Source organism: Burkholderia sp. 9777_1386 (assembly GCF_015712265.1).
Lineage (GTDB): Bacteria > Pseudomonadota > Gammaproteobacteria > Burkholderiales > Burkholderiaceae > Burkholderia > Burkholderia cenocepacia.
In genome coordinates this window covers 1-25,401 of sequence record NZ_JACCQB010000016.1, presented here as the reverse complement: position 1 = coordinate 25,401, position 25,401 = coordinate 1, and the positions used below count along the sequence as shown (strand labels likewise).

The window sequence follows — 25,401 nt, the reverse complement described above, 5'->3', positions numbered from 1 at the left end:
CGCCTCAGAACTTCTGGCGCATGCCGATCACCACGCCCGTCTGGTTGTGATCGGGCGCGACCGTGCCATAGCCGTTCACGCCGAGCGCGGAGCCGCCCTTGTTGCGCGCGAAACCCGCCGTCGCATAGATATCGGTGCGCTTCGACAGCAGATAATCCGCACACAGCACGGCGAGCCACGGGTCGGCACTCGTCGAATGCACGTCCTGGTAATAGGCCGTCGCCGTGACCACGATCGCCGGCGACACCGCGTATTGCGCGCCGGCCCAGTACAGGTTCGCCGCGCTGGCATCGGCGCCGTTCGCGACACGGATCGGGTTCGCCGGCAGGAACGCATTCGACGCACGAAGATAGCGATAACCGGCGAATCCCTTCACCGGTCCGATCGCATACGACGCGGCGGCCGTGGCGCGCCGCTCGGTGCCCGTGTTGGTCGCGACGGTGTTGCTGTTGCGCTGCTCGTACGACACGCTCGCGGCGAGCGGCCCTTGCGAGAAAGTCAGCGCCCCGCTGAAGAAGCGGCCGGTGAGTTGCGCGCCCGGCACCTCGGCGCCGTACCCGGTGTCGTAGCGGGTGCTATACATGGCCTGCGCCGTCAGCGGACCGGACACGCCGGTGTACTTCACCGAGTTGTCGATGCGCGCGGCCGCCGCGTAGTCGACCGACAGCACCGAGTATCGCGACGACGCGCCCATCGGGTCGAAGGCCACGGCCTGTTCGTAAAAGAGCGCGTTCTGGCGGCCGAACGTCAGTTGCTGGCCCCGGTACGCCAGCCCGACCCACGCCTGTCGGCCGAAAATCCGCGACGTCGTGGCGGCGTTCGAACCGAGGCCTTTCGTCGACTGCGCGGTCGTGCCGTCATTGATGTTGAAGCCGTTTTCCAGCTGGAAAATGGCCTTCATGCCGCCGCCGAGATCCTCGACGCCCTTCAGTCCCCAGCGCGAACCGGACAGATTGCCCGACGCTTCGCGCGTCTGCGCGCCGCCGGTATTCGTATTGTTGATGTGCTCGATACCGACGTCGGCAATGCCGTACAGCGTGACGCTGCTTTGCGCATGCGCGGCAGCGCACCACGAGGCCGCGCTCGCGACGGTGACGGCGCCGAGCACGAAGCAGGGTTTCGGGCGGGAATGCTGGCTGGCCTGATTCGACGACATGAAGTCTCCAAACTGTTTTTTGTGGGTGGGTGTTCTGGCGAAAGCAAATTCACGTCTCGCGGGCGGCAGGCGCTTCGCCGGCGCCCGAGCCCGGATCGCCGAGCCATGCGATGGTCAACGCGCCGAGCAGCAGCACACCCGACACGGCGATGAGCGGCGCGGTGAAGCCGCCGGAGAATTGCTTGAGCGCACCGATCATTGACGGCCCGACGAAGCCGCCGAGATTGCCGACCGACACGATCAACGCGAGTCCGCCCGCGGCGGCCCGACCGGTGAGGAATCCCGACGGGATGGCCCAGTAAGTCGCCTGGAACGCGAGGATTCCGCTCACCGTGACGCACAGTGTGATCAGCTTGAAAACCGGCGCATGAATGAAGGCGCTCGCGCACAGCGCCACGGCCGCGACGGCCAGCGCACCGGCGACATACGGAATCCGGTTGGCCGCGCGATTGGCGAGACGCGCCCACCAGAGCATCACGCCGGCGCCGATCGCATACGGAATGGCCGTCAGCCAGCCGACCACCGCGTGTTCGACGCCGAACTGCTTGATGATCTGCGGCATCCACAAGCCGACGCCGAGCGAGCCGACGATCCCGCAGAAGTTGACGAACGCGAGCACGAACACACGCCAGTTCGTCATCGCGTCGCGCAGTGTGCTGCCGTGCTTCGCGCCGATGTCGCGCTGCTCGAACGCGAGGCGCTTCGCGAGCGACGCCTTCTCTTCGTCATTGAGCCACGCGGCTTTCTCGGGACGGTCGGCCAGCACGAACAGGCACGCGATGCCGAGCATCACCGCAGGGACGCCTTCGATCAGCAGCAGCCACTGCCAGCTGCGCAGCCCATGCAGGCCGCCGAGTTCGAGTAGCGCGCCCGAAACCGGCGAGCCGATCATGTTCGCGACAGGAATGCCGACGAGGAAGGCGGCCGTCACCTTCGCACGCCACTTGCCGGGAAACCAGTGCGTGAAATACAGGTAGATGCCGGGCGTGAATCCCGCCTCGGCGAGCCCGAGCAGAAAACGCGCGGCCGCAAAGCTCTTCGGTCCGACGACGAACGCCGTCGCCATCGAGAACAGGCCCCACGTGATCATGATTCTCGCGATCCATACGCGCGCCCCGACCTTCTGCATGATCAGGTTGCTCGGAATCTCGAACAGGAAATAGCCAATGAAGAACAGGCCTGCACCGACACCGAACTGCTCGGCCGTCAGACCGAGATCCTTGTTCATCGTGAGCGCGGCAAAACCGACGTTGGTCCTGTCGAGATAGCTGATCACATAGCAGACGAAGATGAACGGCAGGATGCGCCGGAACGCCTTGGCGAGCGTGCGCTCGCTGGCCGCGTAATCGTCGCCGGCAAGCTGGGCCGAGGACGGTGCGTCGGCGCGCGGTGCGTCGTCGCCGGCACGCAGCGCGTGCGAAATGGTCATGCTTGTCTCCTTCGTCGCGCGGCTGGCGGCGCGATCTTTCGGCATGCGGGCGGGAAGCCGACGCGCGGCTTCCCGGCTCGTGGGTCTCAGTCCTGCTTCACTGCCCGTTTCGCGGCCTGTTTCGGCAGCGGGCCGGCAATGCGCATGTCCACTTTCAGGACGGAACCGGACGTCGATTCGGTGATGAAGAGCGTCTTCATGTCCGGGCCGCCGAAGCACACGCTCGTGAGCGACGCCCCTTTCGGTCCGGTCAGGATCTCGACGGGCTCCGCGCAATGGTTGAGCACCCACACGCGGCCAAGCCCCGGATTCGCGACGAACAGGCGGCCTTCGAGATCGACGGTGAGGCCGTCGGGACCGCTCGGTCCGTACGACGTGAAGAACTGGCTGACCTTGCTGACCGACCCGTCGGCCTGCAGCGGCATACGCCACACGGCATTGCCGCGCGTCATCGCGACGAACAGCACCTTCTCGTCGCGCGACAGGACGAGCCCGTTCGGGCTCGGGCAGGTGCCGAGCAGCATGTCGAGCTTGCCGTCGGGCGACAGCCGATACACGCGGCCCGTCGGATCGTGCAGCCCGGTCTGCCCTTGATCGGTGAAGTAGATATTGCCGGCCGAGTCGAACGTCAGGTCGTTCACGCCCTTGAAGCGCTCGGTGTTGCGGCGCTCGAGATAAGGGCGAACTTCACCGCGCTCGATATCGAGCAGCATCAGGCCGTTCCGGTAGTCGGTGATGATCAGGTGCGATGCGTCGAAACGCTTCATCCCGTTGGGCTCGCCGTCGTATTCGACGACGAGATCCCAGTCGCCCGACGGCGAAATGCGGAAGATGCGCCCGTGCGGAATGTCGGTGACGAACAGATAGCCGTCCGGATCCCACACCGGCCCTTCGAGAAAGGAATCCGTGACCATGCCGCCGCGATTCGCGCGCGCCCATTCCGTGCGGACGTCCGGCTTGCGAAACTTCTCCGGCATGCGCGTGAACACGTCGGCTTCGCGCACGTCGGGACTCGTCAGATAAAACATGCGTACCTCGATGTTCGGGGTTCAAGCCGCGCTGTGCGCGCGTTCGTCCAGCACCGCGAGAACGTTGGCGGCCGCACCCTTGCCCATGTTCACGTACGCGGCATCGCTCACGCCGCCGATATGCGGAGACAGAATCACGTTGGGAATCTGCTGGAACGGGTGCGGCGCCGTCATCGGCTCGACGTCGAAGCTGTCGAGGCCGGCTGTGCGCAAGTGGCCACTCGCCAGTGCCTCGACAAGCGCGGCTTCGTCGATCAGGCCACCGCGTGCGGTATTGACGAGCATCGCGCCGCGCTTGAAACGCGCGAGCGCGTCTCGGTCGAGCATCCGGCGGTTGTCGGCCGTCAACGGACAATGCAGCGACACGACGTCCGACTCCGCGTACAGCGTGTCGAGCGGTACCAGCGTCACACCGGCCGGCGCTTCCTTCGCGAACGGATCGAACGCGAGCACCTTCATGCCGAACGCCGCGCCGATCGCGGCCACGCGCCGGCCGATCGCGCCGAGTCCGACGAGGCCGAGCGTGCGCCCGTCGAGTTCGACGGACTTGTGCGTCGACTTGTCCCAATGGCCGTCGCGCATGCGCCTATCGAGCTGCGGAACCGACTTCGCGCACGCGAGCAGCAGCGCCCATGTGTGCTCGGCGACGGCGGCCGCATTCGCGCCGACCGCGGCGCGCACCGCGATGCCGCGCGCGGCGGCGGCGGCCTGATCGATCACGTCGATCCCGCTACCGTGCTTCGAAATCACCTGCAGATTTTCGGCCGCATCCATGATGCGGGCGTTGACCTTGCCGTACCGGACGATGATCGCGACCGGCTTGTGCCGGGTGCAGAGCGCCACGATGTCGTCTTCGGCCGGTTGCTTGCCGGCGAACACGACGTCGAACTGCGCAAGCATCTCGAGCGCCTGCGGCGCCAGGTCGGCGGCGGTCACGAGGACCACGGGCTTGTGCGAAGCGGCCTGCATCACAGTGCCTCGCCTTCTGCCAGCATGCCGGCTGCGCGCAACTCCTTCTCGATCCAGCCCGGGCGAAGGTCGCCCTTGTGGATCGCCGCGATACGCGCGGTTTCGAAGTCGAGCTTTTTCTGCGCGAGATCGACGATGCGCGCGACGTCGGCGCGCGCAATGACGACGACGCCGTCGGCGTCGCCGACCACCAGATCGCCCGGATTCACCGTCGTGCCGCCCAGCGAGATCGGCGCATTCACGCGCCCCGCGACGCTCTTGGTCGGGCCGCACGGATTGAGGCCGGCCGCGAAGATCGGATAGTCGCCGTTGGCCAGTTCGTGCGCGTCGCGCACCGCGCCGTCGATGACGATACCGGCGATGCCGGTCGCCTTCGCCTGCGCCGCCATGATTTCGCCGAGCAACGCGCACGAGATGTCGCCCTTGCCGTCGACCACGACGACGTCGCCCGGCTTCGCGACGGCGAGCGCCGCATGGATCGCAAGGTTGTCGCCCGGCCGGACTTCGACCGTGACCGCGGGGCCGGCGACCTTCATCTTCGGCGACAACGGCCGCACGCGGCCATGCACCGTGCCACGGCGGCCCGCGACGTCGGCCAGGATCGCGGCCTGGTAGCGCGCGGCCGCCTGAACGAGTTCGGGCGACACGCGTTCGATGTCGCGATTGATCGGAGAAGTACTGACGGATGGCTTGCTCATGTTTCGACCTCGGGTTATGCGTTGTACTCTGTACAACACTGGTGTACACAGTGAAACCACTATAGCCAGAGGACGCGCGTGAAGGCACTGGCGTTTACCCTTTTACGTGGTAAACCATCGTTTTACCCTGTACAATTCCGAATGAATGTCGACGGGAGAGAAGGAATGGGAAACGACGGGGTCGTTGCCGTGGAAAAGGCGCTTTCGCTGCTGGACTGCTTCAAGCCCGGCGCCGAATCGCAGTCGCTCGCGATGCTGTCGCAGGCATCCGGCATGCACAAGACGACGGTCTATCGGCTGATGAATTCGCTGGAGCGAATGGGGTATGTCGTGCGCGCGCAATCCGGCAACTATTCGCTCGGACATCGCGTGCTGTACCTCGGCAAGCTGTACGAGCAGTCCTTCCATCTGTCCACGGTGGTGGAACCGGCGCTGCATGCGCTGGCCGCGTTGACGAAGGAAAGCGCATCGTACTACGTGCACGACCACGGGCAGCGGCTCTGCCTGTTTCGCGTCGAGCCGTCCGAAGGTCTACGTGAAACCCGGCTCGCTGGGACGATGCTGCCGCTCGACGACACGGCCATCAGTCACGTGATCCGCTTCTGGGGGCTCGGCGAGCCGATCTACGACAAGCCGCCTGCACTGCCCCTCTTCACCGCGGGTGCGCGCGACGTGCACACGGCGGCGTTCGCGGTGCCGGTCTTCGGCGCCGGCGACAAGTTCATGGCGGCGCTGACGCTTTCCGGTCCTGCGTCTCGCCTCAGCGTCGCGCACGAGTCGGGCGAGCTGGATCGACCGCAACTGGATGCGGCCGCCGATCTATCGCGGAAGCTGGGCGCGAGTGTCGCGCTCTGCGAGAACGTCTACGGCACCTGATCGCCGCTTCGGCAAAGGCCGGGTTCAACTCGGCGAGCCGTAACAGCGCTAGTACGGACCGGTCGAGCCGGCACGCGCGCAACCCGCTTCTTCGCCCGCATGACGCGGCCGCCGTTCTTTATGCATGCGTCGAGCGCGGCCGATCGTTCGTCCGCACAACCGCATGGCCGGCGGACATCGACCGTGACTCGAAGTCCTCGCCGCGCGATTCTCGCGACGCGATCACCGCGACGAACGCTGGGAGCGCCATCAGCATCGCGTAACCCGCGACGAAGATCGCCGAGCCCGTATAGCTGACGAGCAGCGTGCCGACGATCGGGGCGATCGAGCCGCCGAGCACCGATGCGAGCTGATAGCTGGTCGACAATGCGGTAAAGCGCACACGCGTCGGAAACAGTTCGGCCATGTACGCGGCCATCGGTCCGAGAATGATGCCGTGGCAGGCCAGGCACGCGATCAACGCGAGTTGCAGATGCGCATAATCGCTGCCGGGCGACAACGTGAACAACGAGCAACCGGCGACCGCCGCGCCGAGCAAGCCGGCGATCAGCACCGGGCGCCGTCCGACCCGGTCCGACACGTGCGCGGCGATCAGGATGACGACGACCTCGATCGCCGACGCCCACATCAGCGCGGACAGCGCCTGCGGCCGGCTGAAGTGCAGATAGCCGGTCGCCAGTCCGAGCGCGAACGTCGAGAACAGATACAGGAACGTGTTTTCCGCGGCCTTCACGAAGAACGCACGCACCATCTGCCGCCAGTTGCCCGCACACGTTTCGCGCAGCGACGCGCGCTCGACCGTCCGATGCGCGGCGGCCAGCTCGGCGAACGCCGCCGATTCCTCGACGCGCCGACGCGTCCAGAAACCGACGATCACGAGCAGCGCGGAGACGAAGAACGGGATCCGCCACGCCCAGTCGACGAATGCGGCATCGCCGTAGAACCGCTGCACCAGCCCGATCACGAGCGCGGTCAGCACGTTCGCGAGCGGGCCCGCGAACATCGTGAAGCTGGTCCAGAAGCCGCGCTGCGTGGCGGGCATCGATTCGGCGATCATCAGGATCGCACCGGTCGCCTCGCCGCCGACCGCGATCCCCTGCACGATCCGCAGCAGCACGAGCAGCAGCGGCGCCGCGATGCCGATCGACGCATAGGTCGGCAGCAGGCCGACGCAGAACGTGCTGATGCCCATCATCAGCAGACTGACGACGAGCGTCTTGCGGCGGCCGATGCGGTCGCCGATCATCCCGAACACGATGCCGCCGAGCGGCCGCGCGACGAAGCCGACCGCGAACGTCGCGAGCGCGAGCAGCGTGGCCGCGAGCGGATTGCCGACGACGAAGAACTGCTTGTCGAACACGAGCACCGCACACGCGGCGAACGCGAAGAAGTCGTACCACTCGAGCGTGGTGCCGACGGTGCAGGCGAACATCAGGTTGGCACGCTTTTTCATCGCACATGTCTCCGGTATTTTTTGTGGTTGATAGCGGGGAGAACGGCGCCGCGGCGCCACCGCGCGCTCAAAGCTCGAGAACGAGCCGCTCGCCGCCGCGCGCGCGCGAACAGCAGGTCATCATCCGGTCGTGCGCGTCGCGCTCCGCGCGCGTGAGCACGCTGTCGCGATGATCGACTCGACCGGCCAGCACGCGGACTTCGCACGATCCGCACAGCCCTTCGCGGCAGTCGCTCTGCACGTCGATGTTCGCGTGCTGCAACGCGTCGAGCACGGTCTGGTTCGCCGAGACCGTCAGCGTGATGCCCGAATCCTTCAGTTCGACTTCGAACGGCCGCTCCTTCGACGGATCGAGCGCCGCCTTCGTCGACACGAAATGCTCGACCCGCAGCGCATCGCGCGGCCAGTGCGCGCAGCTCGCTTCGAGTGCATCGAGCATCCGTGCGGGGCCGCACGCGTAGATGTGCGTGTCGTCGGCCGGCTGCGCGAACAGCGCGCGAAAGTCGTTACGCGAGCCTTCTTCCGACACGTACACGTGCAGACGCTCCCCATGCAGCGCGGCGAGCGTGTCGAGCATCGCCATCGACGCGCGTCGCGAACCGCTGTAGTGGATTTCGTAATCGATGCCGCGCGCCTTCGCTTCGCGCGCCATCGCACTGATCGGCGTGATGCCGATGCCGCCCGCGACGAAGATGGCCTTGTCGGCGTCGGCGGCGAAGCGGAAGTGATTGCGCGCGCCGCGAATCTTCAGCCCATCGCCGGCGCGCAGATTCGCATGCACCCACGCCGATCCGCCGCGACTCTGCGCGTCGTGCAATACCGCGATCTCATACGCGTCGCGCTCGGCCGGGTCGCCGAACAGCGAATACTGGCGCGTGATGCCGGTATCGCCGCAGATCACGTCGATATGCGCGCCGGGCGTCCAGCGCGGCAGCGGGCGACCGTCGGCGGACACGAGCCGGATGTGGGCGATGCGATCCGCGCACATCGACACGCGTTCGACCATGACCGCGCGGCTCACCGCGTGCGACGACGGCTCGCCGATGCGCACCGCCGCGCGCGGGCGCAGCACCGACGGATCGCGGCGCTCGGGATTCAGCGCAGGATCCCATTCGACGTACAGGTGTTCGGGGCCGCGGAACGACGTGTTCGGCACATACGTGAAGCGCTGCTCGGCAAGCTTCATGTGCGGCAGGCGGCGCGTGAACTCGTCGAGGAAGACCTGCATCTCCATGCGGGCGAGATTCTTGCCCATGCACTGATGCGATCCATAGCCGAACGTCAGCTGATCGTTCGCGTTCTCGCGGCGGATGTCGAACAGGTCGGCGTCCGCGAAGCGCGCTTCGTCGTGATTCGCGGACGACGTGACGATCAGCAGCTTCGAGCCCGCCGGAATGTCGATGCCGCCGATCGTCACGTCCTTCGTCGCGAGCCGTCGCCATGCGGCGACCGAGCCGTTGTGCCGCAGGCACTCCTCGACCGCATTCGGGATCAGCGACGGATCCTCGCAGATGTCGCGCCACGCGTCGGGATGCTGCAGCAGCAGCTTCATCGCGTTCGCCGTCGCGTTGGCGGTCGTCTCGTGCGCGGCGACGATGCCCGCCATCATCATCGAATGCAGATACGAATCGGTGATCACGTCCGGCAGTTCCTTCTGCTTGCGGATCCCGTACTGCATCCAGCCGGGCCCGGACGGATTCTCGCGCATCTTGTCGAGCACCTTGCCCGCGAACTGCCAGAACTTGCCGACCGCATGCGCGACCGCGACCTGCTCCTCCGGTTTCGGGCGACCCCACGTGTTGATCGTGTGCGCGATCGAGTATTCGCGCAGCGTGTCCATGTCCTCTTCGGGCACGCCGAGAAAGTGCAGCGCGACCGTGAGCGGCACTTCCCACAGCATCTGGTCGACCAGATCCGCTCGACCGTCGTCGATGAAGCGGTCCACGTATTCGCGCGCGAGCCGGCGCACCATCGGTTCGTGATGCTTCAGCGCGTCGGGCGTGAACGGGTCGAGCAGCGCGCGGCGGCGCGGCATGTGCGCGGGCTCGTCCTCGTTGACGAGCGTGCGGTTCAACGCAAAGCCGTACGACGCGAGCACCGCGTTCGCGTCGGGCCCGGTGGGCGTGATCTTCTCCAATGCGATCGACGGGCTGAACGTGATGTTGTCGCGAAAGATCGCCTTGATGTCGTCGTAGCGCGTGACGACCCAGTAGCCGAGTTTGGGGCTGTAGAACACGGGCTCCTGCTCGCGCGCCCAGCGCACGTACTCGGGCGGATCCTGCTGGTAGCCGTCGTCGAACGGGTCGAATGCGGCTGCGGCGGCGCTCACCGGACAGCCGTTCGGCGCGGTCGCCGCGGCCGGCGCAGGATGAAACGGACATTTCGACGATGACGCGTGGCGCTCCGTGACGGACATGATTCGCTCCCGTGCTATGATTTTGCGTAAATCTAATACGCAATGCGTAATCAAACGACTGGGGTAAACCTTGGCGGCCGGGCGCCGCCGGTCGTCCGGCTAGAATCGGGCTTATGGAAAAAATCGCCAGAACGAAGAAGACCGCGCCGCCCGAGCGCGACCGCAGGCAGCGCGTCCAGTCCGCGTCGACCGGCCTGCTCGTGCTGAAGGAACTCGCCGCGTGCGGCGGCCGCGCCACGCTGACCGCGCTCGCGGCGCGGCTCGACGAGAATCCCGCGAAGGTTCACCGCTATCTGGCGAGCCTGATGGAGGAATCGTTCGTCACGCAGGAGCGCGCCACCCAGCAATACGTGCTCGGGCCCCAGTGCATCTCGATCGGGCTCGCGGCGATCCGGATGGCCGATCCGATACGGCTCGCCGAACCGTCGCTCGTGCGCCTGCGCGAGCGCCTGGAAGTAACGTGCTTCGTCGCGATCATGGGCAACCGCGGGCCGACGATCATGCGCTTCGAAGAGCCCGGCCTGCCGGTCACGGTCAATGTGCGCGCCGGCTCGGTGATGTCGTTGCTATGGTCCGCAACCGGGCGGCTGTTCCTCGCGCTGCTCGACGAGCCGCGTGTGCGACAGCTAGCGGAAGACGAACTCGCGTCGGCGCCGGCAGAGTTGCGCGCCCAACTCGATCGACGCGATCCGGTCGGTAAATTGCAGCGCGAGATTCGCGCGGCCGGCCTCGCGACCGTCTGCGACACGAACCTGAAGGGCATCAGCGCCGTGTCGGCGCCGCTATTCGATGCGAACGGACATATGTGCGCGGCGATCACCGCGTTGGGCGCGACCGGCGGCTTCGATGCGTCGATCGACGGGCCGGTCGCGACGGCACTGCGCCACGAGGCAGGGCTGATCAGCGGCGAGCTCGGGTACAGGACCGATCCCGACGGCCGGTAGTGCGTCAGCGTATCGACGCAGACGGCGACTTCCTGTCCGCGATACATGCGCGGCGAATTGCGCGGTGACGCAGCGTCAAGCGCCAGCGCGATGGGGCAGCAGCAAGTTGCTGCCCCATCGCGCTGGCGTTACCGACATTCGCGGATGCGGATTGCGCCGTTGATCCGCAGGTTCGGTAAAGGCGGCCCCGATCTGCCGCGCCGTTACGCCACGGCCGGAAAATCGAGCGTCGTATCGTTCACGCGATTGACGAGGTTCGTGAACGTGATCGACGCGATGGCGAGATTGATCTCGATGAGCTGGCGTTCCGTATAGCCCGCTGCGCGCACCGCATCGACGACCGCGACGGGGACCGTGCCGTGCGTACCGACGAGCGTACGGACATACGCGACCAGCGCGTCGCGCGCGGCGTCGCCGGTTGCCGCACCCGCGCGCACCTGCTTCATCTGATCGCTCGTCAGGCCTGCCAGCTTGCCCATCAGCGTGTGAGCGGCGACACAGTAATCACATCCCGCGTATTCGCTGACCGCCAGCTTGATCACTTCGATATCGGCCTTGCCGAGCGTGCTCGCCGCGACCGCCGCATCGAACGCCAGCGCCGCGCCGAGCGCTTCGGGGCTTTGCGTGCCGATGGTTGCGTATGCGTTGGGCACCTTGCCGACGGCCTTCTTGATCTTCGCGAACACTTCAGCGGCCGCGCCGGTTGCCTCTTCAGGGCGAATGGTGGTGAGACGGGACATGATCGACTCCTTGCTTCATGGTTGAACGGTTAGCCATGTCGTATGGCATGGGAGTCAGTGTAGGGATGCGCGACCGTTTCTTTAATGCCATACTGCCGCAACTCCATGCTCAAACGTCTCATATGGAAATGCTCGACCGATTGCTGTCGATGATGCCGGTCACGGGGCGACTTGACGTGCGGTGCCACTTCGGGTCGCCGTGGCGCATCGACCATCCCGAGTCGAGCGAGTGGGAACTCCCTTATCACATCCTGTTGCGCGGCGAGGCCGTCGTCGAGTGCGAGCCGGACGGAGAAGACGAACCGACGCTCCGGATGAAGGCGGGCGACATCGTGGTGTTTCCGTCCGGCAGCGCCCATCGGCTGCACGACGGCAGCGGCGAGGCGCCGCGCGCGGCGCGCGAGCGGCACAGGAACGGCCTGACCGTTGCGACGAACGGCAGCGCCAATGCGAACACCGACGTGCTGTGCGGGCGCTTCGTGCTGCCTGCCGTCCCGCAGCAGTTGCTGCGCGACCATCTGCCTCGACGTCTGCTCGTGAGCAGCGTAACGGCGGGGGACGAACAGACGCGCGACGCCGCGTTTGCAGCCACGCGGCTCGCGCGGGTCATCGAGTTGATGCGCGAGGAAGCGCTGGAGCAACGCGCCGGCAGCGCCGCGGTCGTGGATCATCTGTCCGGCGCGCTGTTCGCGTTGACCCTGCGCAGTGCGTCCGACGCAGGCCAAGCGCCGCGCGGGCTGCTTGCACTGGCACAACGTCATCGGCTGCAGCCGGCGCTCGCGGCCATGTTCGACGAGCCGGAAAAGCCCTGGACGCTGGCCCGGCTGGCCGAGCGCTGCCACATGTCGCGCGCGACGTTCGCACGCCACTTCGACGAGGCGATCAGCCGCTCGGCAACCGATGTCCTGACTGAAATCCGCATGGCGCTTGCCGGGCGCAAGCTCGCGCAAACGACAATGTCGGTCGCCGAGATCGGCGAATCGGTCGGATATCGATCCGAGGCCGCGTTCCAGCGGGTGTTCAAACGGCAGGTAGGCATGACGCCGGCGAAGTGGCGCATGCGATCGTCGAGAGTCGCGGAGCCGGAAGCGCGTTCATCCTGACGCACGATGCGCGCGAGGCCACGTTCACTTCACCCGGATATCTTTCATACATGGACAGGCTCCAGGCCATGACCACCTTCGTCACGGTGGTCGAGACGGAAGGGTTCGCATCGGCGGCGCGCAAGCTGAACGTATCGCCGTCGGTGATCAGCCGCGTGATGACGGAACTCGAGGAATATCTGGGCGTGCGGCTTTTGACGCGGACGACGCGCGTGGTCCGCATCACCGATGCGGGCGCGTCGTTTTACGAAGACTGCCGGCGCATTCTGGCGGACATCGACGCGGCCGAGCTTTCCGCCACCGGCACCGGCAATACGCCACGCGGCCAGCTCACCGTCACGGCGCCCGTGCTGTTCGGCAAGAGCTACGTGACGCCGATCGCGCTCGAGTATCTGGAGCAGCATCCTTTCGTCAATCTCAACTGCTGGTTTCTGGACCGCGTCGTCAATCTCGTCGATGAAGGCGCCGACGTTGCCGTGCGCATCGGCGAGCTGCCGAACTCGTCGCTGCAGGCGATCGCGGTCGGCAAGGTACGCCGCGTGCTGTGCGCTTCCCCCGCTTATCTCGGCGCGCACGGCACGCCGCAGCATCCGGACGATCTCGCGGCTCACGTCACGATTCAGGCGACGGGAATCACGCCCGCGCCCGAATGGCGCTTCCGCACGCGGGACAAGACGCTCACCGTCCCCATCCAGCCGCGCCTGCTCACCACGACGAACGATTCCGCGATTGCCGCGGCAACGGCTGGTCTCGGCATCGTGCGCCTGCTGTCCTATCAGGTGGTCGACGAACTCGCGCAAGGCACGCTGTGCGTGCTGCTGGCCGAACACGAACTTGCGCCGCTTCCGGTTCATGTCGTGCATCGCGAAGGCAGGTACGCGAACCGGAAAGCGCGCGCGTTCATCGATCTCTGCGTCGAAAGGCTGAGAGCCCAGGCGCCGATGTGGTCTGCATAGCCGACACCGGCGAGTCGGCACGGCGCAAGCGGCGGAACCGTCCCGACCGGCACGCGTATCGGGCGTCGCGTTCCGTATGCAAGCAGGCCTTACAGACCGAGATCGCTCAGGCCCGGATGATCGTCGGGCCTGCGCCCGAGCGGCCAGAAGAACTTCCGGTCGGCCTCGGCGATCGGCAGATCGTTGATGCACGCATGGCGGTGATGCATGAGGCCATCGTCACCGAATTCCCAGTTCTCGTTGCCGTACGAGCGATACCAGTTCTGCGCGTCGTCATGCCACTCGTAGGCGAAGCGTACGGCAATCCGGTTGCCGCCGTACGCCCACAACGCCTTGATGAGCCGGTAGTCGAGTTCGCGCTGCCACTTGCGCGTGAGCAGCGCAACGATCGCCGGACGGCCCGTCGCGAATTCGGCGCGGTTGCGCCACACGCTGTCGACGCTGTACGCGAGCGAAACCTGCTCCGGATTGCGCGTGTTCCACCCGTCTTCCGCGAGCCGCACTTTCTCGATCGCCGTCTCCAGCGAGAACGGTGGAACCGGCGGGCGAACAACGTTGACGTCTTTCATGATCAAACTCCTTTCGTTGGGAATCGTCGCCGGGCGACGACGGTTCTGAATCACACGTCGAGCAGCAGACGGTCGCCGCCGCCCGATTCGCGATGCGCGGGCACCGCGCAGCAGATCAGCGCTTCGTCGTCCGGTACCTTGAATTCCGGCGCGACCGGATACGTCACAGCGCCTTCGACAATCCGGGTGCGGCAGGTGCCGCAACTGCCTCCGCGGCACCCGTATTCGGGCGTCAGGCCGCGCGCCTCGGCCAGGTCCAGCAGCGAGCCGCTGCCCGGCTGCCAGCGCGCTTCCTTGCCCGACTTGACGAACGCGACGGGTGTCGGCGTATCCGCCGGCGCACGCAGCGGGGTACTCGCGCCCGAATCGACTCGACGCTTGAGCCCGGAAGGACCGAACGACTCCGCGTGGATTCGGTGGTCCGCCACGTTCAGGTCGCGAAGCCCGTCATAGACCGCTTGCATGAAGCCCGACGGTCCGCACAGATAGAAGTCGTAGTCGTCGAACGGCAGCGTGGCGCGCAGCAGGTTCGCATCGATGCGGCCGACGACGTCGAACTCGTCGCCCTCGCGCGCGCCGGTCGCGTCCGACAGGACGCGCACCACGTTCACCGCGCCGTTCGCCGCCGACGCGAGCTCGCCGATCTCGTCGCCGAACGCGCGCTCCTTCACGGAGCGTGCGGCGTGAAAGAACCAGGTCTTGCGCGTGCCGCGCTTGCGCGCGCCTTCGTAGACGATGTGACGCAGCATCGCCAGCATCGGCGTCACCCCGACACCGGCCGCCAGCAACACGGCAGGACGGCGCTCGAGCGCATCGATCGTGAATTGCCCGGCGGGTGCCCGGACGTCGATGCGGTCACCGACCTGCACCCCGTCATGCAGATGCGACGACACGCGCCCTTCCCGCTTCACGCTGATGCGATACACACCGTCCGACGGCGCGCTCGACACCGTATAGGTGCGGATGAGCGGATCGCCGTCCTCCGACAGATTCACGCGAATCGGCACGTGCTGGCCCGCCAGGTGCGGCACCAATCCGGCGCCGTCCGCAGGCTCGAGCTGGAACGAGCGAATCAGCGTGCTCTCGTCGGTGATTTTCGCGACCCTGAACGGGCGCCACGCCCGTGCCAGTTCGGCGGCCCTCAGGCGGCTCGCGGCCTCGTCCCAGCTGCCCGTCATCAGCGAGTTGGGCGACCAGCCTTCCGCCCGGAACGTCCAGCGCAACGGCAATGCGCCGGCGCGATAAACGACGCGGCGCGGCTTGAAACGCCACAGTCGCTCCGCGCCCTGAAATGCGGCGATCTCGGGCGAATCGAGGTCGACTTCGGCTTCGCCGGTCATCTGCAACACGTCGCCAGTTTCGAAGTCGGCGAACACGATGCCCGCGCGCGGATTGACCCGAAAATTGCCGAGCGTCGCGAAGAACAGGTTGCCGGCGAAATCCGGGATCGTCAGCACGCCGTCGTCGCCGATACGCACGAACCCGGCCTTGCCGCCGCGATGCGAAACGTCGACCTGACGCTCGGCGCCGTCGCCGACGTAGGATGCAACGAACAGCGTGTCGGCAGCCGCGATGATCGCGCGGGCGCGATCGTCGAGACGATCGCTTTCCTCCGGTGCGATTCCCGAGAACGTATCGGGTTCGCGGACGAACGCGAAATCGCGCAACTGGATGTATTGCGGGCAGTTGCCGAAGCTCTGCACGACGTCGAGATCGAATGCGCGCGTCTCGCCGCGACGGATCATGCCGTTCAGGCGATTGCGACGCCGCGTATGCAGTTCGATGCCGAGCAGGCCGATCGCCGCGCCGTCGTACGTGCCGCCGGCCGCCGGATCGTTCGGATCGAATACGGCGTCGATGCGCAGGCGTTTGTCGTTCGGCGACTGCATGAAGCCGGGCTGACCGAATGCGAAGGTCGCCCATACGTCTGCGTCGTCGGCCACCGCGCCGACGACGACGAAAGGCAGCTGCGCGAAGAACGCGCGATGCTGGTCGGGCATGTGATCCCTGACGAAGCGCCGTCCCACGCTGTCCATCTTCTGCATCACGCCCGTCTTTTCCTGCAGCTCGAGTTCGCCCCGATGCCATGGCGAGTTCGCTTCATTCGATACCGTGCTCACGATGTGTCTCCTCGACGGATTCTGCACATGACGCATTCGGCGCGCCTTGACGCGCCCGGCGTCGCTCACGCAGCCGCCGCGAGCCCGACCGGCGTCTTCACGAACTCGACGAAGCCCGGCAACGCTTCGATGCGGCGCAGCCATGCCGCGACGTTCGAATAGCCCGACAGGTCCACGTTGCCTTCGGGGGCGCGCGCGACGTAGCCATACAACGCGACGTCGGCGATGGTGGGCTTCGGCCCGACGATGAAGTCGCGCTCCACGAGTTCGGCGTCGATGAGCGCGAGGATGCGATGCGCACGGGCAATCACTTCGTCGGCGTTGAACTTCGCACCGAAGACCGTGATGAGCCGCGCGGCGGCCGGGCCGAAGGCGATCTCGCCGGCCGCGACGGACAACCAGCGCTGCACGGCGGCTTCCTGCGCGGGCGATTGCGGGAGGAAGTCGCTGTTGCCCGACGTGCGGGCGAGATACACGAGGATGGCATTCGAATCGGCGATCACGGTGTCCCCGTCGACCAGCACCGGCACCTGACCGAAGCGGTTCAGCGCCAGAAATTCAGGCGACTTGTGCGCGCCGGCGGCCAGGTCGACTTCAATCAGTTCGTGCTCGATGCCGAGCAGCGAGATGAGCAGGCGTGCGCGGTGCGAATGACCGGAAAGCGGGTGAACGTAGAGCTTCATGACTGTGTCCCTTTGGAAGGTGCGACGAGCAGGTCTCATCGCTTGAGGCAAGTCTAGAAACTCGGCGGTTGCGACAGAATCCCCGCTGAGGAGAATTGATCGTTCTCGTTTCGCGAATGGTCGGGCGAGAGCCGGCGGGCGATGCGGACCCACGCGGCGTTTTTGCGCGCCGGGCCGCCGGCGAAATCGATCGCGCCGGCACGCGACCCGGCTTGCGCGAGCGACGCCGTCGACGCGCCGCCCGCGACGACGGCCGCCCTTACTCGATCGCCTTGAGCGCCTGCAGCCCGTCCGGCAGCTTCGCGTCCGGAAACTGCGTGGACAGCGTGGCGTCCCGCCACCGCGCCGCCTCTTCCGCGCGCTGCCGTTCCGCCTGCTCGCAGACGAACAGCGCATCGCCGCCGAGCAGCAGGCGCAGCGGCACGTCGTCGCGGCGCGACAGGTCGACGATCAGCGCCGCGATCCGCGCGGGATCGCCGACCTCGTGCCCGCCATACGCACCGAGCAGGTCGAGGATCTTGCCGACCGACGGCTGATAGTCGGGCAGCAGATCGTCGATGCCGCGCTTCGCCCGCGCGGCCCATTCGGTCCGCATCCCGCCCGGTTCGAGCGTGCACACGCGCACGCCGAACGGCGCGACTTCCTTCGCGAGCACGTCGCTGAATCCGCCGACCGCCCACTTGGCGGCCTGATACGCGGACAACCCGGGTGTCGACGTCCGCCCGCCGACCGACGACACCTGGAAGATGCGCCCCGCGCGTTGTGCGCGCATCGTCGGCAGCACCGCGCGCGTCAGATTGATCACGCCGAACAGGTTCGTTTCGATCTGGTCGCGGAACACGTCGGCGCCCATCTGCTCGAACGGCGCCGTATGGCCGTAGCCCGCGTTGTTCACCAGCACGTCGATGCGGCCGAACGCGGCGCATGCCGCCGAGACAGCCTGCTCGGCCGCCGCTTCATCGGTGACGTCGAGCGCGACCGGCAGCAATCGGTCGCCGTACCGTTCGGCCAGATCGGCCAGTTGCGCCGGATCGCGTGCGCCGGCCACCAGTCGGTCGCCCGCCGCCAGCACGGCTTCCGAAATCGCGCGTCCCAGGCCGCGTGCGGCCCCTGTTACCAACCAGACTTTCGACATTTTTCCACTCCCTGATCGTGGTGAAACAATGAAAATGAATGATTACTCACTCATTAATATGGGCGATGAATCGATCCTTCCCGACCCGCATCGCCCTGCCTGAAACGCCCTGCCCGTCGTCGCGGCACGCACCGCCCCGACGGCCATGCCTGACTCATACCGTGTGCAACACGGCCCACAACGCGCGAAACCCGGCTTCCCGGTACGCATCGGCCCGCGCGGGATCGCGTGCGATCGATTCCATCGCGATGTCCGCGATCGACGTAAACACCGCCGAGCAGAACGCATGGGCTTCGTCGCGGTTCAGCGCGCCCGACGCGGCGACCTGTTCGCGCAGCAGCGCGCGAATCGCGCCGAAACCCTCGGCGCCGGCCGCGCGATTCGCGTCGTCGATGCGCCCGCTCACGCCGAGCTGCTGCAGCGCGCGCCGGCCGTCCGGATTCGCGACACCCCACGACACATAGCCGTTCCACGCATGCCGCACCGCCTGCTCGGCCGGCGCATGTTCCGGAAACCCGGTCATCATCGCTTCGCGCATGTCGGCCTTCAGGCTCACGTACAGCGCGTTCAACAACGCATCCTTGGTCTCGAAATACGTGAACACCGTGCCTTCCGCCACGCCGGCCAGCCTTGCAATACGCGCGGTCGTCGCGGTCGCGCCGTCCTCGGCGAGCGCGCGCGCGGCCGCGGCGAGGATGGCTTCGTGCTTGTCGGGACTGCGCGGTCGGGCCACGTTCGACTCCTTTAATGAGTGAGCGCTCAATCATAATCGGACCGTCGTCGGAAATGCAAGCCCTGTTACATCCGGACGAACGCGCACGCAAACCATCAAAACGGTGCACTATTGCGTTTTGCCGTACCGGCGCCCGCGCATCCGGCGCCTCATTGCCCTCGACGTTCGTTTCACGTTCACCGTTTCAAACCGCGAACCTCCCATGACGAATCAGCCTTCCCAAACCGCGGCCGACCGGCCCGTCGACATGATCATCTTCGGCGGCGGCGGCGACCTGGCCGCCCGCAAGCTGTTGCCCGCGCTGTACATGGCGCACCTGCACTGCAATCTTCCGCCCGAGACGCGCATCATCGCCGTCGGCCGCCGCGACTGGGGCATCGACGGCTATCGCAAGTTCATGGACGAGCAGTCGCGCCCGTTCATCGACGAGAAGGCGTTCGACGCCGACGCGTGGAGCCGCTTCCTCGACCTGTTCAAGTACGTGCTGATCGACGTGAACGCGCCGGACGACTACCTGCGGCTCGCCGAAGCGGCGCGTGGCGACGCGATCCGCGTGTTCTACCTGTCGACGTCGCCGGAGCTGTTCACGACGATCTGCAACAACCTGTCGGCCGCGCACCTCGTCGACGCGCACTCGCGCGTCGTCCTCGAAAAGCCGCTGGGCCACGATCTCGCGTCCGCGAAGGCGATCAACGACGCGGTTGGCAAGCACTTCGAGGAATCGCAGATCTACCGGATCGACCACTATCTCGGCAAGGAAACCGTGCAGAACCTGATGGTGCTGCGCTTCGGCAACCCGATCTTCGGGCCGCTGTGGCAGGCGCCGAACATCCGCAGCGTGCAGATCACGGTCGCGGAAACGGTCGGCGTCGGCAGCCGCGCGGGCTTCTACGACCATACCGGCGCGCTGCGCGACATGGTGCAGAACCACCTGCTGCAACTGCTGTGCATCGTCGCGATGGAGCCGCCCGTGTCGCTCGACCCGGACGCGGTGCGCGACGAGAAGCTGAAGGTGCTGCGCTCGCTGCGGCCGATGTCGCTGTCGGACGTCGCGCGCGACACGGTACGCGGCCAGTACACGGCCGGCGCCGTCGACGGCCAGCCGGTCAAGGGCTATCTCGAGGAAGACAACGTGCCGGCGGACAGCCGTGCGGAAACCTTCGTCGCGCTACGCGCGCACATCAACAACTGGCGCTGGGCGAACGTGCCGTTCTTCCTGCGCACCGGCAAGCGGCTGCAGCGCCGCCAGTCGGAAATCGTGATCGAGTTCGCGGACATGCCGTTCTCGATCATCCCGACCGGTCCGCGCAATTACGGCAACCGCCTCGTGATCCGGCTCCAGCCGGAAGAGTCGATCCAGTTGCAGATGCTCGCGAAGGAGCCGGGCAGCGGGATGAACATGGTGCCGGTGAGCCTGAACCTCGACCTGCAGCAGGCGATTCCGGAACGGCGCGCGGAAGCGTACGAGCGGCTGCTGATCGACGTGATCCGCGGCCGCCTCACGCACTTCATGCGCCGCGACGAACTCGAAGCCGCGTGGTCGTGGGTCGAGCCGATCCTCGACGGCTGGAAGCAGCTCGGCGACCGGCCGCGCCTGTACACGGCCGGCACGTTCGGGCCCGCGGCTTCGTCGGCGCTGCTCGCGCGCGACGGGATGTCGTGGGCCGAAGAGGCGTAATCGCACGCGACGGCGTGCCGCCGCGCGGCACGCCCGTTCCCGACGGGCAGCCCCCACCTGCCCTGTATCGCTACTGCGGCACCATCCACGCGGCCTTGCGCCGCGCCGGCGCATCGCCGCCGCTGCCGCCGCCCAGCACCTCGATCAGGTAGTCGACGAACGACGCGATCCGCGACGAAATCGCGGTATTGCGGTAGTACACCGCGTGAATCGGCTGCTGGACGTCGAGCGTCTGGCGCGCGAGTACCTGCGCGAGCCGCCCCGCCTCGCGATCCCGCGCGGTCACGAAATCGGACAGGCAGACGACGCCCGTGCCCTCCAGCGCCAGCTGCCGCAGCGTTTCGCCGCTCGACGAATACACGTCCGGCTCGATGCGGCACGCTTCGCCGTCCGCGCCGAGGATCGGCCATACGTTCAACGATTCGGGCTGCGTGAAGCCGAGCAGCGTGTGCTTCGCGAGATCCTCGACCTTGCGCGGCTGGCCATGCGCTTCGAGGTACGCGGGGCTCGCGAGCATGCGTACCCGGCTGTTGCCGATCCGCCGGCTGTGCAGCGTCGAATCCTTCAACCGGCCGATCCGGATCGCGACGTCGGTGCGCCGCTCCAGCAGGTCGGTGATGCCCTCGTTGCTGTTCAGTTCCAGTTCGACCTTCGGGAAGCGTTCGCGGTAGCCGCGCACGAGCGGCACGATCACGTGCAGCATGAACGGCGTCGCGGCGTCGACGCGCAGGCGTCCGGACGGCATCTCGCGCCGCGCGAGCATCTGCTCTTCCGCACTCTCGACCGATTCGATGATCGCGCGCGCGTCCTGCAGGAATGCGCGCCCCTCTTCGGTCAGTTCGAGCCGGCGCGTGGTCCGGCGCAGCAGCGTGGTCTTCAGCTTTTCCTCGAGCCGCGCGAGCGTGCGGCTCGTCGCCGACACGGTGAGGTCGAGTTGCTGGGCGGCCGCCGTGATCGAACCGGTGTCGACCACGGCGGTAAAGGCCTGGAGTTCGTCGAGGGTGGTTTTCATTGTTGACTTGAAATCAAAACAATTTGGTTTATAGACCAGTTTTTCAGCAAAAGTAAAGCCGGCACACTGCGATCCATTCCTACTGAAACCCGGATCCCGTCATGCCACTCGCGTTGCTCGCGCTGACCATCAGCGCCTTTGCCATCGGCACCACCGAATTCGTGATCGTCGGGCTGATCCCGACGATCGGCGCCGATCTCGGCGTCAGCCTGCCGTCCGCCGGCCTGCTCGTCAGCCTGTATGCGCTGAGCGTCGCGATCGGCGCGCCGCTCCTCACCGCGCTCACCGGCCGCGTGCCGCGCAAGGCGCTGCTCGCCGGGCTGATGGCGCTCTTCACCGTCGGCAACCTCGTCGCGTGGCAGGCGCCCGGCTACGAATCGCTGATCGTCGCGCGCATCCTCACCGGCCTCGCGCACGGCGTGTTCTTCTCGGTCGGCTCGATCATCGCGACCACGCTCGTGCCGAAGGACAAGGCCGCCAGCGCGATCGCGACGATGTTCAGCGGGATGACCGTCGCGTTCGTCGCCGGCATTCCGCTCGGCACCTTCATCGGCCAGCACTTCGGCTGGCGCGCGACGTTCCTGATCGTCGCGCTGTTCGGGCTGGTCGCGTTCCTCGGTGCGGTCGCCTTCGTGCCGCGCGGGTTGCCGCAGACGCCGCCGGCGCCGCTCGCCCGTCAGCTGCGCGTGCTGGCCCAGCCGCGCCTGCTGCTCGTCTATGCGATGACGGCCGTCGGTTACGGCGGCTCGCTGATCGCGTTCACCTATATGGCGCCGCTGCTCGAACAAATCGCCGGCTTCACGCCGTCGCAGGTCAGCCTCGTGCTCGTCGGCTATGGCGTCTCGGTCGCGGTCGGCAACGTGTGGGGCGGCAAGCTCGCGGACGCCGTCGGCCCCGTGAAGGCGCTCAAGCGGATCTTCCTGCTGCTCGCGATCGTGCTGCTCGCGCTGACCTTCACGATCCACGTGAAATGGCTCGCGGTGCTGACGATGCTCGCGTGGGGCGCCGTGGCGTTCGGCAACGTGCCGGGGCTGCAGGTGTACGTCGTCAAGCAGGCGCGCCACTTCGCGCCGGATGCCACCGACGTCGCATCGGGCTTCAACATCGCCGCCTTCAACCTCGGCGTGGCCGGCGGCTCGTCGCTCGGCGGCCTGATCGTCGCGAACGTCGGCCTCGGCCACACGCCGTGGATCGCCGCCGTCGTCACGCTCGGCGCCTTTGCGCTCACCGCGCTGAGCGGCCGTCTCGACCGCCGCCACGGGCTGCCGGAACGCACGGCCGAACCCGTCGAACTCGCCCATTGAACGTCACTTTTTTGCAGGAGCTACCCAGCATGAACGCATCGACCCAACGTCCGCCGTTCGCCGGCAAGACCTTCGAAGTCCGTTACGACGGCCTCACCGCGCTCAACGCGTACGACGAGGACGGCCGCCACATGCGCTACGCGATCACCGAAGGCCCGTACGCGGGCGCGAAGGGCGAAGTCGAATACACGTGGCAACGCATCGCCGGCGAGACCTACGCGATCTCGTGGCAGGAAGCCGATCGCGCGACCGTCGTGCATATCGACGACTTCGCCGCCGGCACGTCGCTCTCGTTCTTCACCGCGGCGTCGCTCGACTTCTACCGCCTCGACGGCAGCCTGCGCGCGGTCTGAACGGAGCAACCCGATCATGTCCACCTCCCTCGACAAGCTCGCCGCCGGCGGCTTCAGCATCGGCATCGAACTGCCGCTCGACAACGACTGGACCCCGTCCGGCAACGCCAAACGCCGGCATGACGGCCGCCACGCCGGCGTGCCCGACCTCGGCATCCACGCGGAGCTCGCGCAACTGGCCGACACGCTCGGCTTCCGCGCGCTCTGGGTGCGCGACGTGCCGGTGTACGACCCGTCGTTCGGCGACGCCGCACAGGTGTTCGAAACGTTCTCGTATCTCGGCTACCTCGCCGGCATCACGCACGACATCCTGCTCGGCACCGCGGCCGTCGTGCTGCCGCTGCGCGAACCGCTGCTGACGCTGAAATCGGCCGCGACGATCCAGGAGCTGAGCGGCGGGCGCCTGCTGCTCGGCGTCGCGAGCGGCGACCGGCCGGTCGAATATCCGCTGTTCGGCCGCGACTTCGCGTCGCGCGGCGCGAACTTCCGCGACCAGATCGCGCTGCTGCGCGACGGCGCGCGCGGGCATCTGCCGCCCGGCCTGGAAATGCTGCCCGCGGCCCGTTCGCCGGTGCCGCTGCTCGTCGCGGGCCTCGCCCAGCAGACGCCCGCGTGGATCGGCGAGCACATGGACGGCTGCCTCGCGTATCCGGGCACGCCGGCCGACCACCTGCAACGCGCCGCGAACTGGCGTGCGGTGGCGGGCGACAAGCCGTACGTGAGCTTCATCCATCTCGACCTCGCGGAAGATCCGCACGAACCGCTGCAGCGGCACCGCTTCGGCGCGCGCGCGGGGCGCATCGCGCTGACGGAGGAACTCGCGGCGATGCGCGATGCGGGCGTGCAGCACATCGGCCTGCATTTTCGCCGCAACCAGCGGCCGCTCGACGAGACGATGGCCGAGATCGCATCGGACGTGCTGCCTGCGTTCCATCCGAAAACGAATCCACGGACGCTCGCCGCATAAGACCGGCGAGCACCTTCAGATAGGCGAATGGCCGATCAATATTTGATTTCAAATCAAATATTTTTGACCTCTAAAGGCGTTTATTTCATCAGTCTCAAGCGCCAGAATGACTTCCATACCGCAATCGTTCCAACTCTTTCAGGAGCACATGATGAGCAAGATTCCCGCATTCGGCCTCGGTACCTTCCGCCTGCAAGGCCAGGTCGTCATCGACTCGGTCCGCAACGGCCTCGACGTCGGCTACCGCGCGATCGACACCGCGCAGATCTACGGCAACGAAGCCGAAGTCGGCGAAGCAATCGCCGCATCGGGCGTACGCCGCGAAGACCTGTTCCTCACGACGAAGATCTGGGTCGACAACTACGCGCCGGAGAAACTGGCGGCCAGCCTCGAGGACAGCCTGCGCAAGCTGCGCACCGACGTCGTCGACCTGACGCTGATCCACTGGCCGGCCCCGGGCAACGGCGTGTCGATCGACGCGTTCATGACCGCGCTGGCGAACGCGAAGGCGAAGGGTCTCACGCGCCAGATCGGCATCTCGAACTTCAACATCGCACTGACGAAGGAAGCGATCGCGGCCGTCGGCGAGGATGCGATCGCGACGAACCAGATCGAGCTGAGCCCGTACCTGCAGAACCGCAAGCTGGTCGAGTTCCTGAACGCCGAAGGCATTCACGTGACGTCGTACATGACGCTCGCGTACGGCAAGGTGCTCGGCGACCCGGTGATCGGCGCGATCGCGCAGCGTCACGACGCAACGCCGGCGCAAGTCGCGCTCGCGTGGGCGCTGCAACTCGGCTACTCGGTGATTCCGTCGTCGACCAAGCGCGAGAACCTCGCCAGCAACCTGCTCGCGCAGACGCTGCGCCTCACCGACGAAGACATGGCGCAGATCGCCGCGCTCGAACGCAACGGCCGCGAAGTCGACCCGGCCGGCCTCGCGCCGAAGTGGGACTGAGTAACCGTCTTCCGAGTCAAGCCCGATGAAGTGAATCGTCCCAAGGCGTGTTGGTTTTGACCATGGCATTGAGCATGGTTAGGAGCTTGCGCATGCAGGCAACAAGCGCGACCTTGGACAG

At 66.7% G+C, this 25,401-nt stretch carries 23 protein-coding genes and 1 pseudogene; 9 read left to right on the top strand and 15 right to left on the bottom strand.

All coding sequences use genetic code 11. The features are described 5' to 3' along the window. Positions 1-4: 4 nt before the first annotated feature. The 5 genes from H0X91_RS14725 to H0X91_RS14705 all read right to left on the bottom strand — a co-directional run bounded on the left by H0X91_RS14725 (position 5) and on the right by H0X91_RS14705 (position 5,280). Positions 5-1,156 (bottom strand): porin, encoded by a 1,152-nt coding sequence (locus H0X91_RS14725; RefSeq protein ID WP_062885012.1) that lies wholly within the window; start codon positions 1,154-1,156, stop codon positions 5-7. A 49-nt stretch (positions 1,157-1,205) separates the two neighbouring features. Then, complete coding sequence (locus tag H0X91_RS14720) at positions 1,206-2,585, bottom strand: MFS transporter (RefSeq protein ID WP_062885620.1); 1,380 nt, start codon at positions 2,583-2,585, stop codon at positions 1,206-1,208. Between the two features lie 86 nt (positions 2,586-2,671). After that, entirely contained in the window at positions 2,672-3,613 is a 942-nt protein-coding gene (locus H0X91_RS14715; protein ID WP_062885013.1) for an SMP-30/gluconolactonase/LRE family protein, read from the bottom strand. A gap of 21 nt (positions 3,614-3,634) precedes the next feature. Further along, positions 3,635-4,582 carry a hydroxyacid dehydrogenase gene (locus H0X91_RS14710; protein ID WP_062885621.1) on the bottom strand — a complete coding sequence of 316 codons (948 nt, stop codon included), beginning with the start codon at positions 4,580-4,582 and terminating at the stop codon, positions 3,635-3,637. Then, a complete protein-coding gene (locus H0X91_RS14705; RefSeq protein ID WP_062885014.1) occupies positions 4,582-5,280 on the bottom strand; it encodes a methyltransferase in 699 nt (232 codons plus the stop codon). The genes H0X91_RS14710 and H0X91_RS14705 overlap by 1 nt, the downstream gene beginning before the upstream one ends. Before the next feature lie 165 nt (positions 5,281-5,445). On the opposite strand from H0X91_RS14705, the gene H0X91_RS14700 reads away from it, so the two are divergent. After that, on the top strand, positions 5,446-6,156 hold the full coding sequence (locus H0X91_RS14700; RefSeq protein WP_058902368.1) for an IclR family transcriptional regulator: 711 nt from the start codon (positions 5,446-5,448) through the stop codon (positions 6,154-6,156). 118 nt (positions 6,157-6,274) lie between these two features. Here H0X91_RS14700 and H0X91_RS14695 read toward each other — a convergent pair whose 3' ends face one another. After that, positions 6,275-7,609 carry an MFS transporter gene (locus H0X91_RS14695; RefSeq protein WP_058902369.1) on the bottom strand — a complete coding sequence of 445 codons (1,335 nt, stop codon included), beginning with the start codon at positions 7,607-7,609 and terminating at the stop codon, positions 6,275-6,277. Between the two features lie 67 nt (positions 7,610-7,676). Next, the gene (locus tag H0X91_RS14690) at positions 7,677-10,025 is read right to left on the bottom strand and encodes a cytochrome P450/oxidoreductase (RefSeq protein WP_196433106.1); all 2,349 of its coding nucleotides are present in this window, start codon (positions 10,023-10,025) and stop codon (positions 7,677-7,679) included. A gap of 113 nt (positions 10,026-10,138) precedes the next feature. Here H0X91_RS14690 and H0X91_RS14685 point away from each other — a divergent pair, with 113 nt between their 5' ends. Continuing rightward, positions 10,139-10,969 carry an IclR family transcriptional regulator gene (locus H0X91_RS14685; protein WP_058902371.1) on the top strand — a complete coding sequence of 277 codons (831 nt, stop codon included), beginning with the start codon at positions 10,139-10,141 and terminating at the stop codon, positions 10,967-10,969. Positions 10,970-11,172: 203 nt separating this feature from the next. Here H0X91_RS14685 and H0X91_RS14680 read toward each other — a convergent pair whose 3' ends face one another. Beyond that, positions 11,173-11,709, bottom strand: coding sequence for a carboxymuconolactone decarboxylase family protein (locus H0X91_RS14680; protein ID WP_058902372.1), 537 nt, complete (start codon positions 11,707-11,709; stop codon positions 11,173-11,175). Between the two features lie 122 nt (positions 11,710-11,831). On the opposite strand from H0X91_RS14680, the gene H0X91_RS14675 reads away from it, so the two are divergent. Both H0X91_RS14675 and H0X91_RS14670 read left to right on the top strand, forming a co-directional pair. Beyond that, complete coding sequence (locus tag H0X91_RS14675; RefSeq protein WP_105848370.1) at positions 11,832-12,812, top strand: cupin domain-containing protein; 981 nt, start codon at positions 11,832-11,834, stop codon at positions 12,810-12,812. A 50-nt stretch (positions 12,813-12,862) separates the two neighbouring features. Continuing rightward, entirely contained in the window at positions 12,863-13,768 is a 906-nt protein-coding gene (locus H0X91_RS14670; RefSeq protein ID WP_058902374.1) for a LysR family transcriptional regulator, read from the top strand. 89 nt (positions 13,769-13,857) lie between these two features. On the opposite strand, the gene H0X91_RS14665 is transcribed toward H0X91_RS14670, so the two are convergent. The 5 genes from H0X91_RS14665 to H0X91_RS14645 all read right to left on the bottom strand — a co-directional run bounded on the left by H0X91_RS14665 (position 13,858) and on the right by H0X91_RS14645 (position 19,008). Beyond that, positions 13,858-14,337: a nuclear transport factor 2 family protein gene (locus H0X91_RS14665; RefSeq protein WP_058902375.1), complete on the bottom strand. Its 480-nt coding sequence runs from the start codon at positions 14,335-14,337 to the stop codon at positions 13,858-13,860. A gap of 50 nt (positions 14,338-14,387) precedes the next feature. Beyond that, positions 14,388-16,457: a 2Fe-2S iron-sulfur cluster-binding protein gene (locus tag H0X91_RS14660; protein ID WP_058902376.1), complete on the bottom strand. Its 2,070-nt coding sequence runs from the start codon at positions 16,455-16,457 to the stop codon at positions 14,388-14,390. Between the two features lie 65 nt (positions 16,458-16,522). Continuing rightward, positions 16,523-17,140, bottom strand: coding sequence for a glutathione S-transferase family protein (locus H0X91_RS14655; RefSeq protein ID WP_058902377.1), 618 nt, complete (start codon positions 17,138-17,140; stop codon positions 16,523-16,525). A 259-nt stretch (positions 17,141-17,399) separates the two neighbouring features. Continuing rightward, a complete protein-coding gene (locus H0X91_RS14650) occupies positions 17,400-18,275 on the bottom strand; it encodes an SDR family NAD(P)-dependent oxidoreductase (protein ID WP_058902378.1) in 876 nt (291 codons plus the stop codon). Positions 18,276-18,429: 154 nt separating this feature from the next. Next, on the bottom strand, positions 18,430-19,008 hold the full coding sequence (locus tag H0X91_RS14645; RefSeq protein WP_058902379.1) for a TetR/AcrR family transcriptional regulator: 579 nt from the start codon (positions 19,006-19,008) through the stop codon (positions 18,430-18,432). Between the two features lie 202 nt (positions 19,009-19,210). Here H0X91_RS14645 and zwf point away from each other — a divergent pair, with 202 nt between their 5' ends. Further along, a complete protein-coding gene (zwf, locus tag H0X91_RS14640; protein ID WP_058902380.1) occupies positions 19,211-20,686 on the top strand; it encodes a glucose-6-phosphate dehydrogenase in 1,476 nt (491 codons plus the stop codon). 70 nt (positions 20,687-20,756) lie between these two features. On the opposite strand, the gene H0X91_RS14635 is transcribed toward zwf, so the two are convergent. Further along, entirely contained in the window at positions 20,757-21,698 is a 942-nt protein-coding gene (locus H0X91_RS14635; protein WP_006482606.1) for a LysR family transcriptional regulator, read from the bottom strand. Between the two features lie 101 nt (positions 21,699-21,799). On the opposite strand from H0X91_RS14635, the gene H0X91_RS14630 reads away from it, so the two are divergent. From H0X91_RS14630 to dkgB, 4 genes are all read left to right on the top strand, one after another. Beyond that, positions 21,800-23,002 (top strand): MFS transporter, encoded by a 1,203-nt coding sequence (locus H0X91_RS14630; protein WP_006482611.1) that lies wholly within the window; start codon positions 21,800-21,802, stop codon positions 23,000-23,002. A gap of 29 nt (positions 23,003-23,031) precedes the next feature. Continuing rightward, entirely contained in the window at positions 23,032-23,355 is a 324-nt protein-coding gene (locus tag H0X91_RS14625) for a MoaF-related domain-containing protein (RefSeq protein ID WP_196433105.1), read from the top strand. Positions 23,356-23,371: 16 nt separating this feature from the next. Continuing rightward, on the top strand, positions 23,372-24,322 hold the full coding sequence (locus H0X91_RS14620) for an LLM class oxidoreductase (RefSeq protein ID WP_062885018.1): 951 nt from the start codon (positions 23,372-23,374) through the stop codon (positions 24,320-24,322). A 151-nt stretch (positions 24,323-24,473) separates the two neighbouring features. Further along, positions 24,474-25,280, top strand: a complete 807-nt coding sequence (gene dkgB, locus H0X91_RS14615) for a 2,5-didehydrogluconate reductase DkgB (protein WP_196433104.1) — start codon at positions 24,474-24,476, stop codon at positions 25,278-25,280. Positions 25,281-25,296: 16 nt separating this feature from the next. Here dkgB and H0X91_RS14610 read toward each other — a convergent pair. Continuing rightward, positions 25,297-25,401: pseudogene (locus H0X91_RS14610) on the bottom strand (IS110 family transposase); the annotation flags it as partial.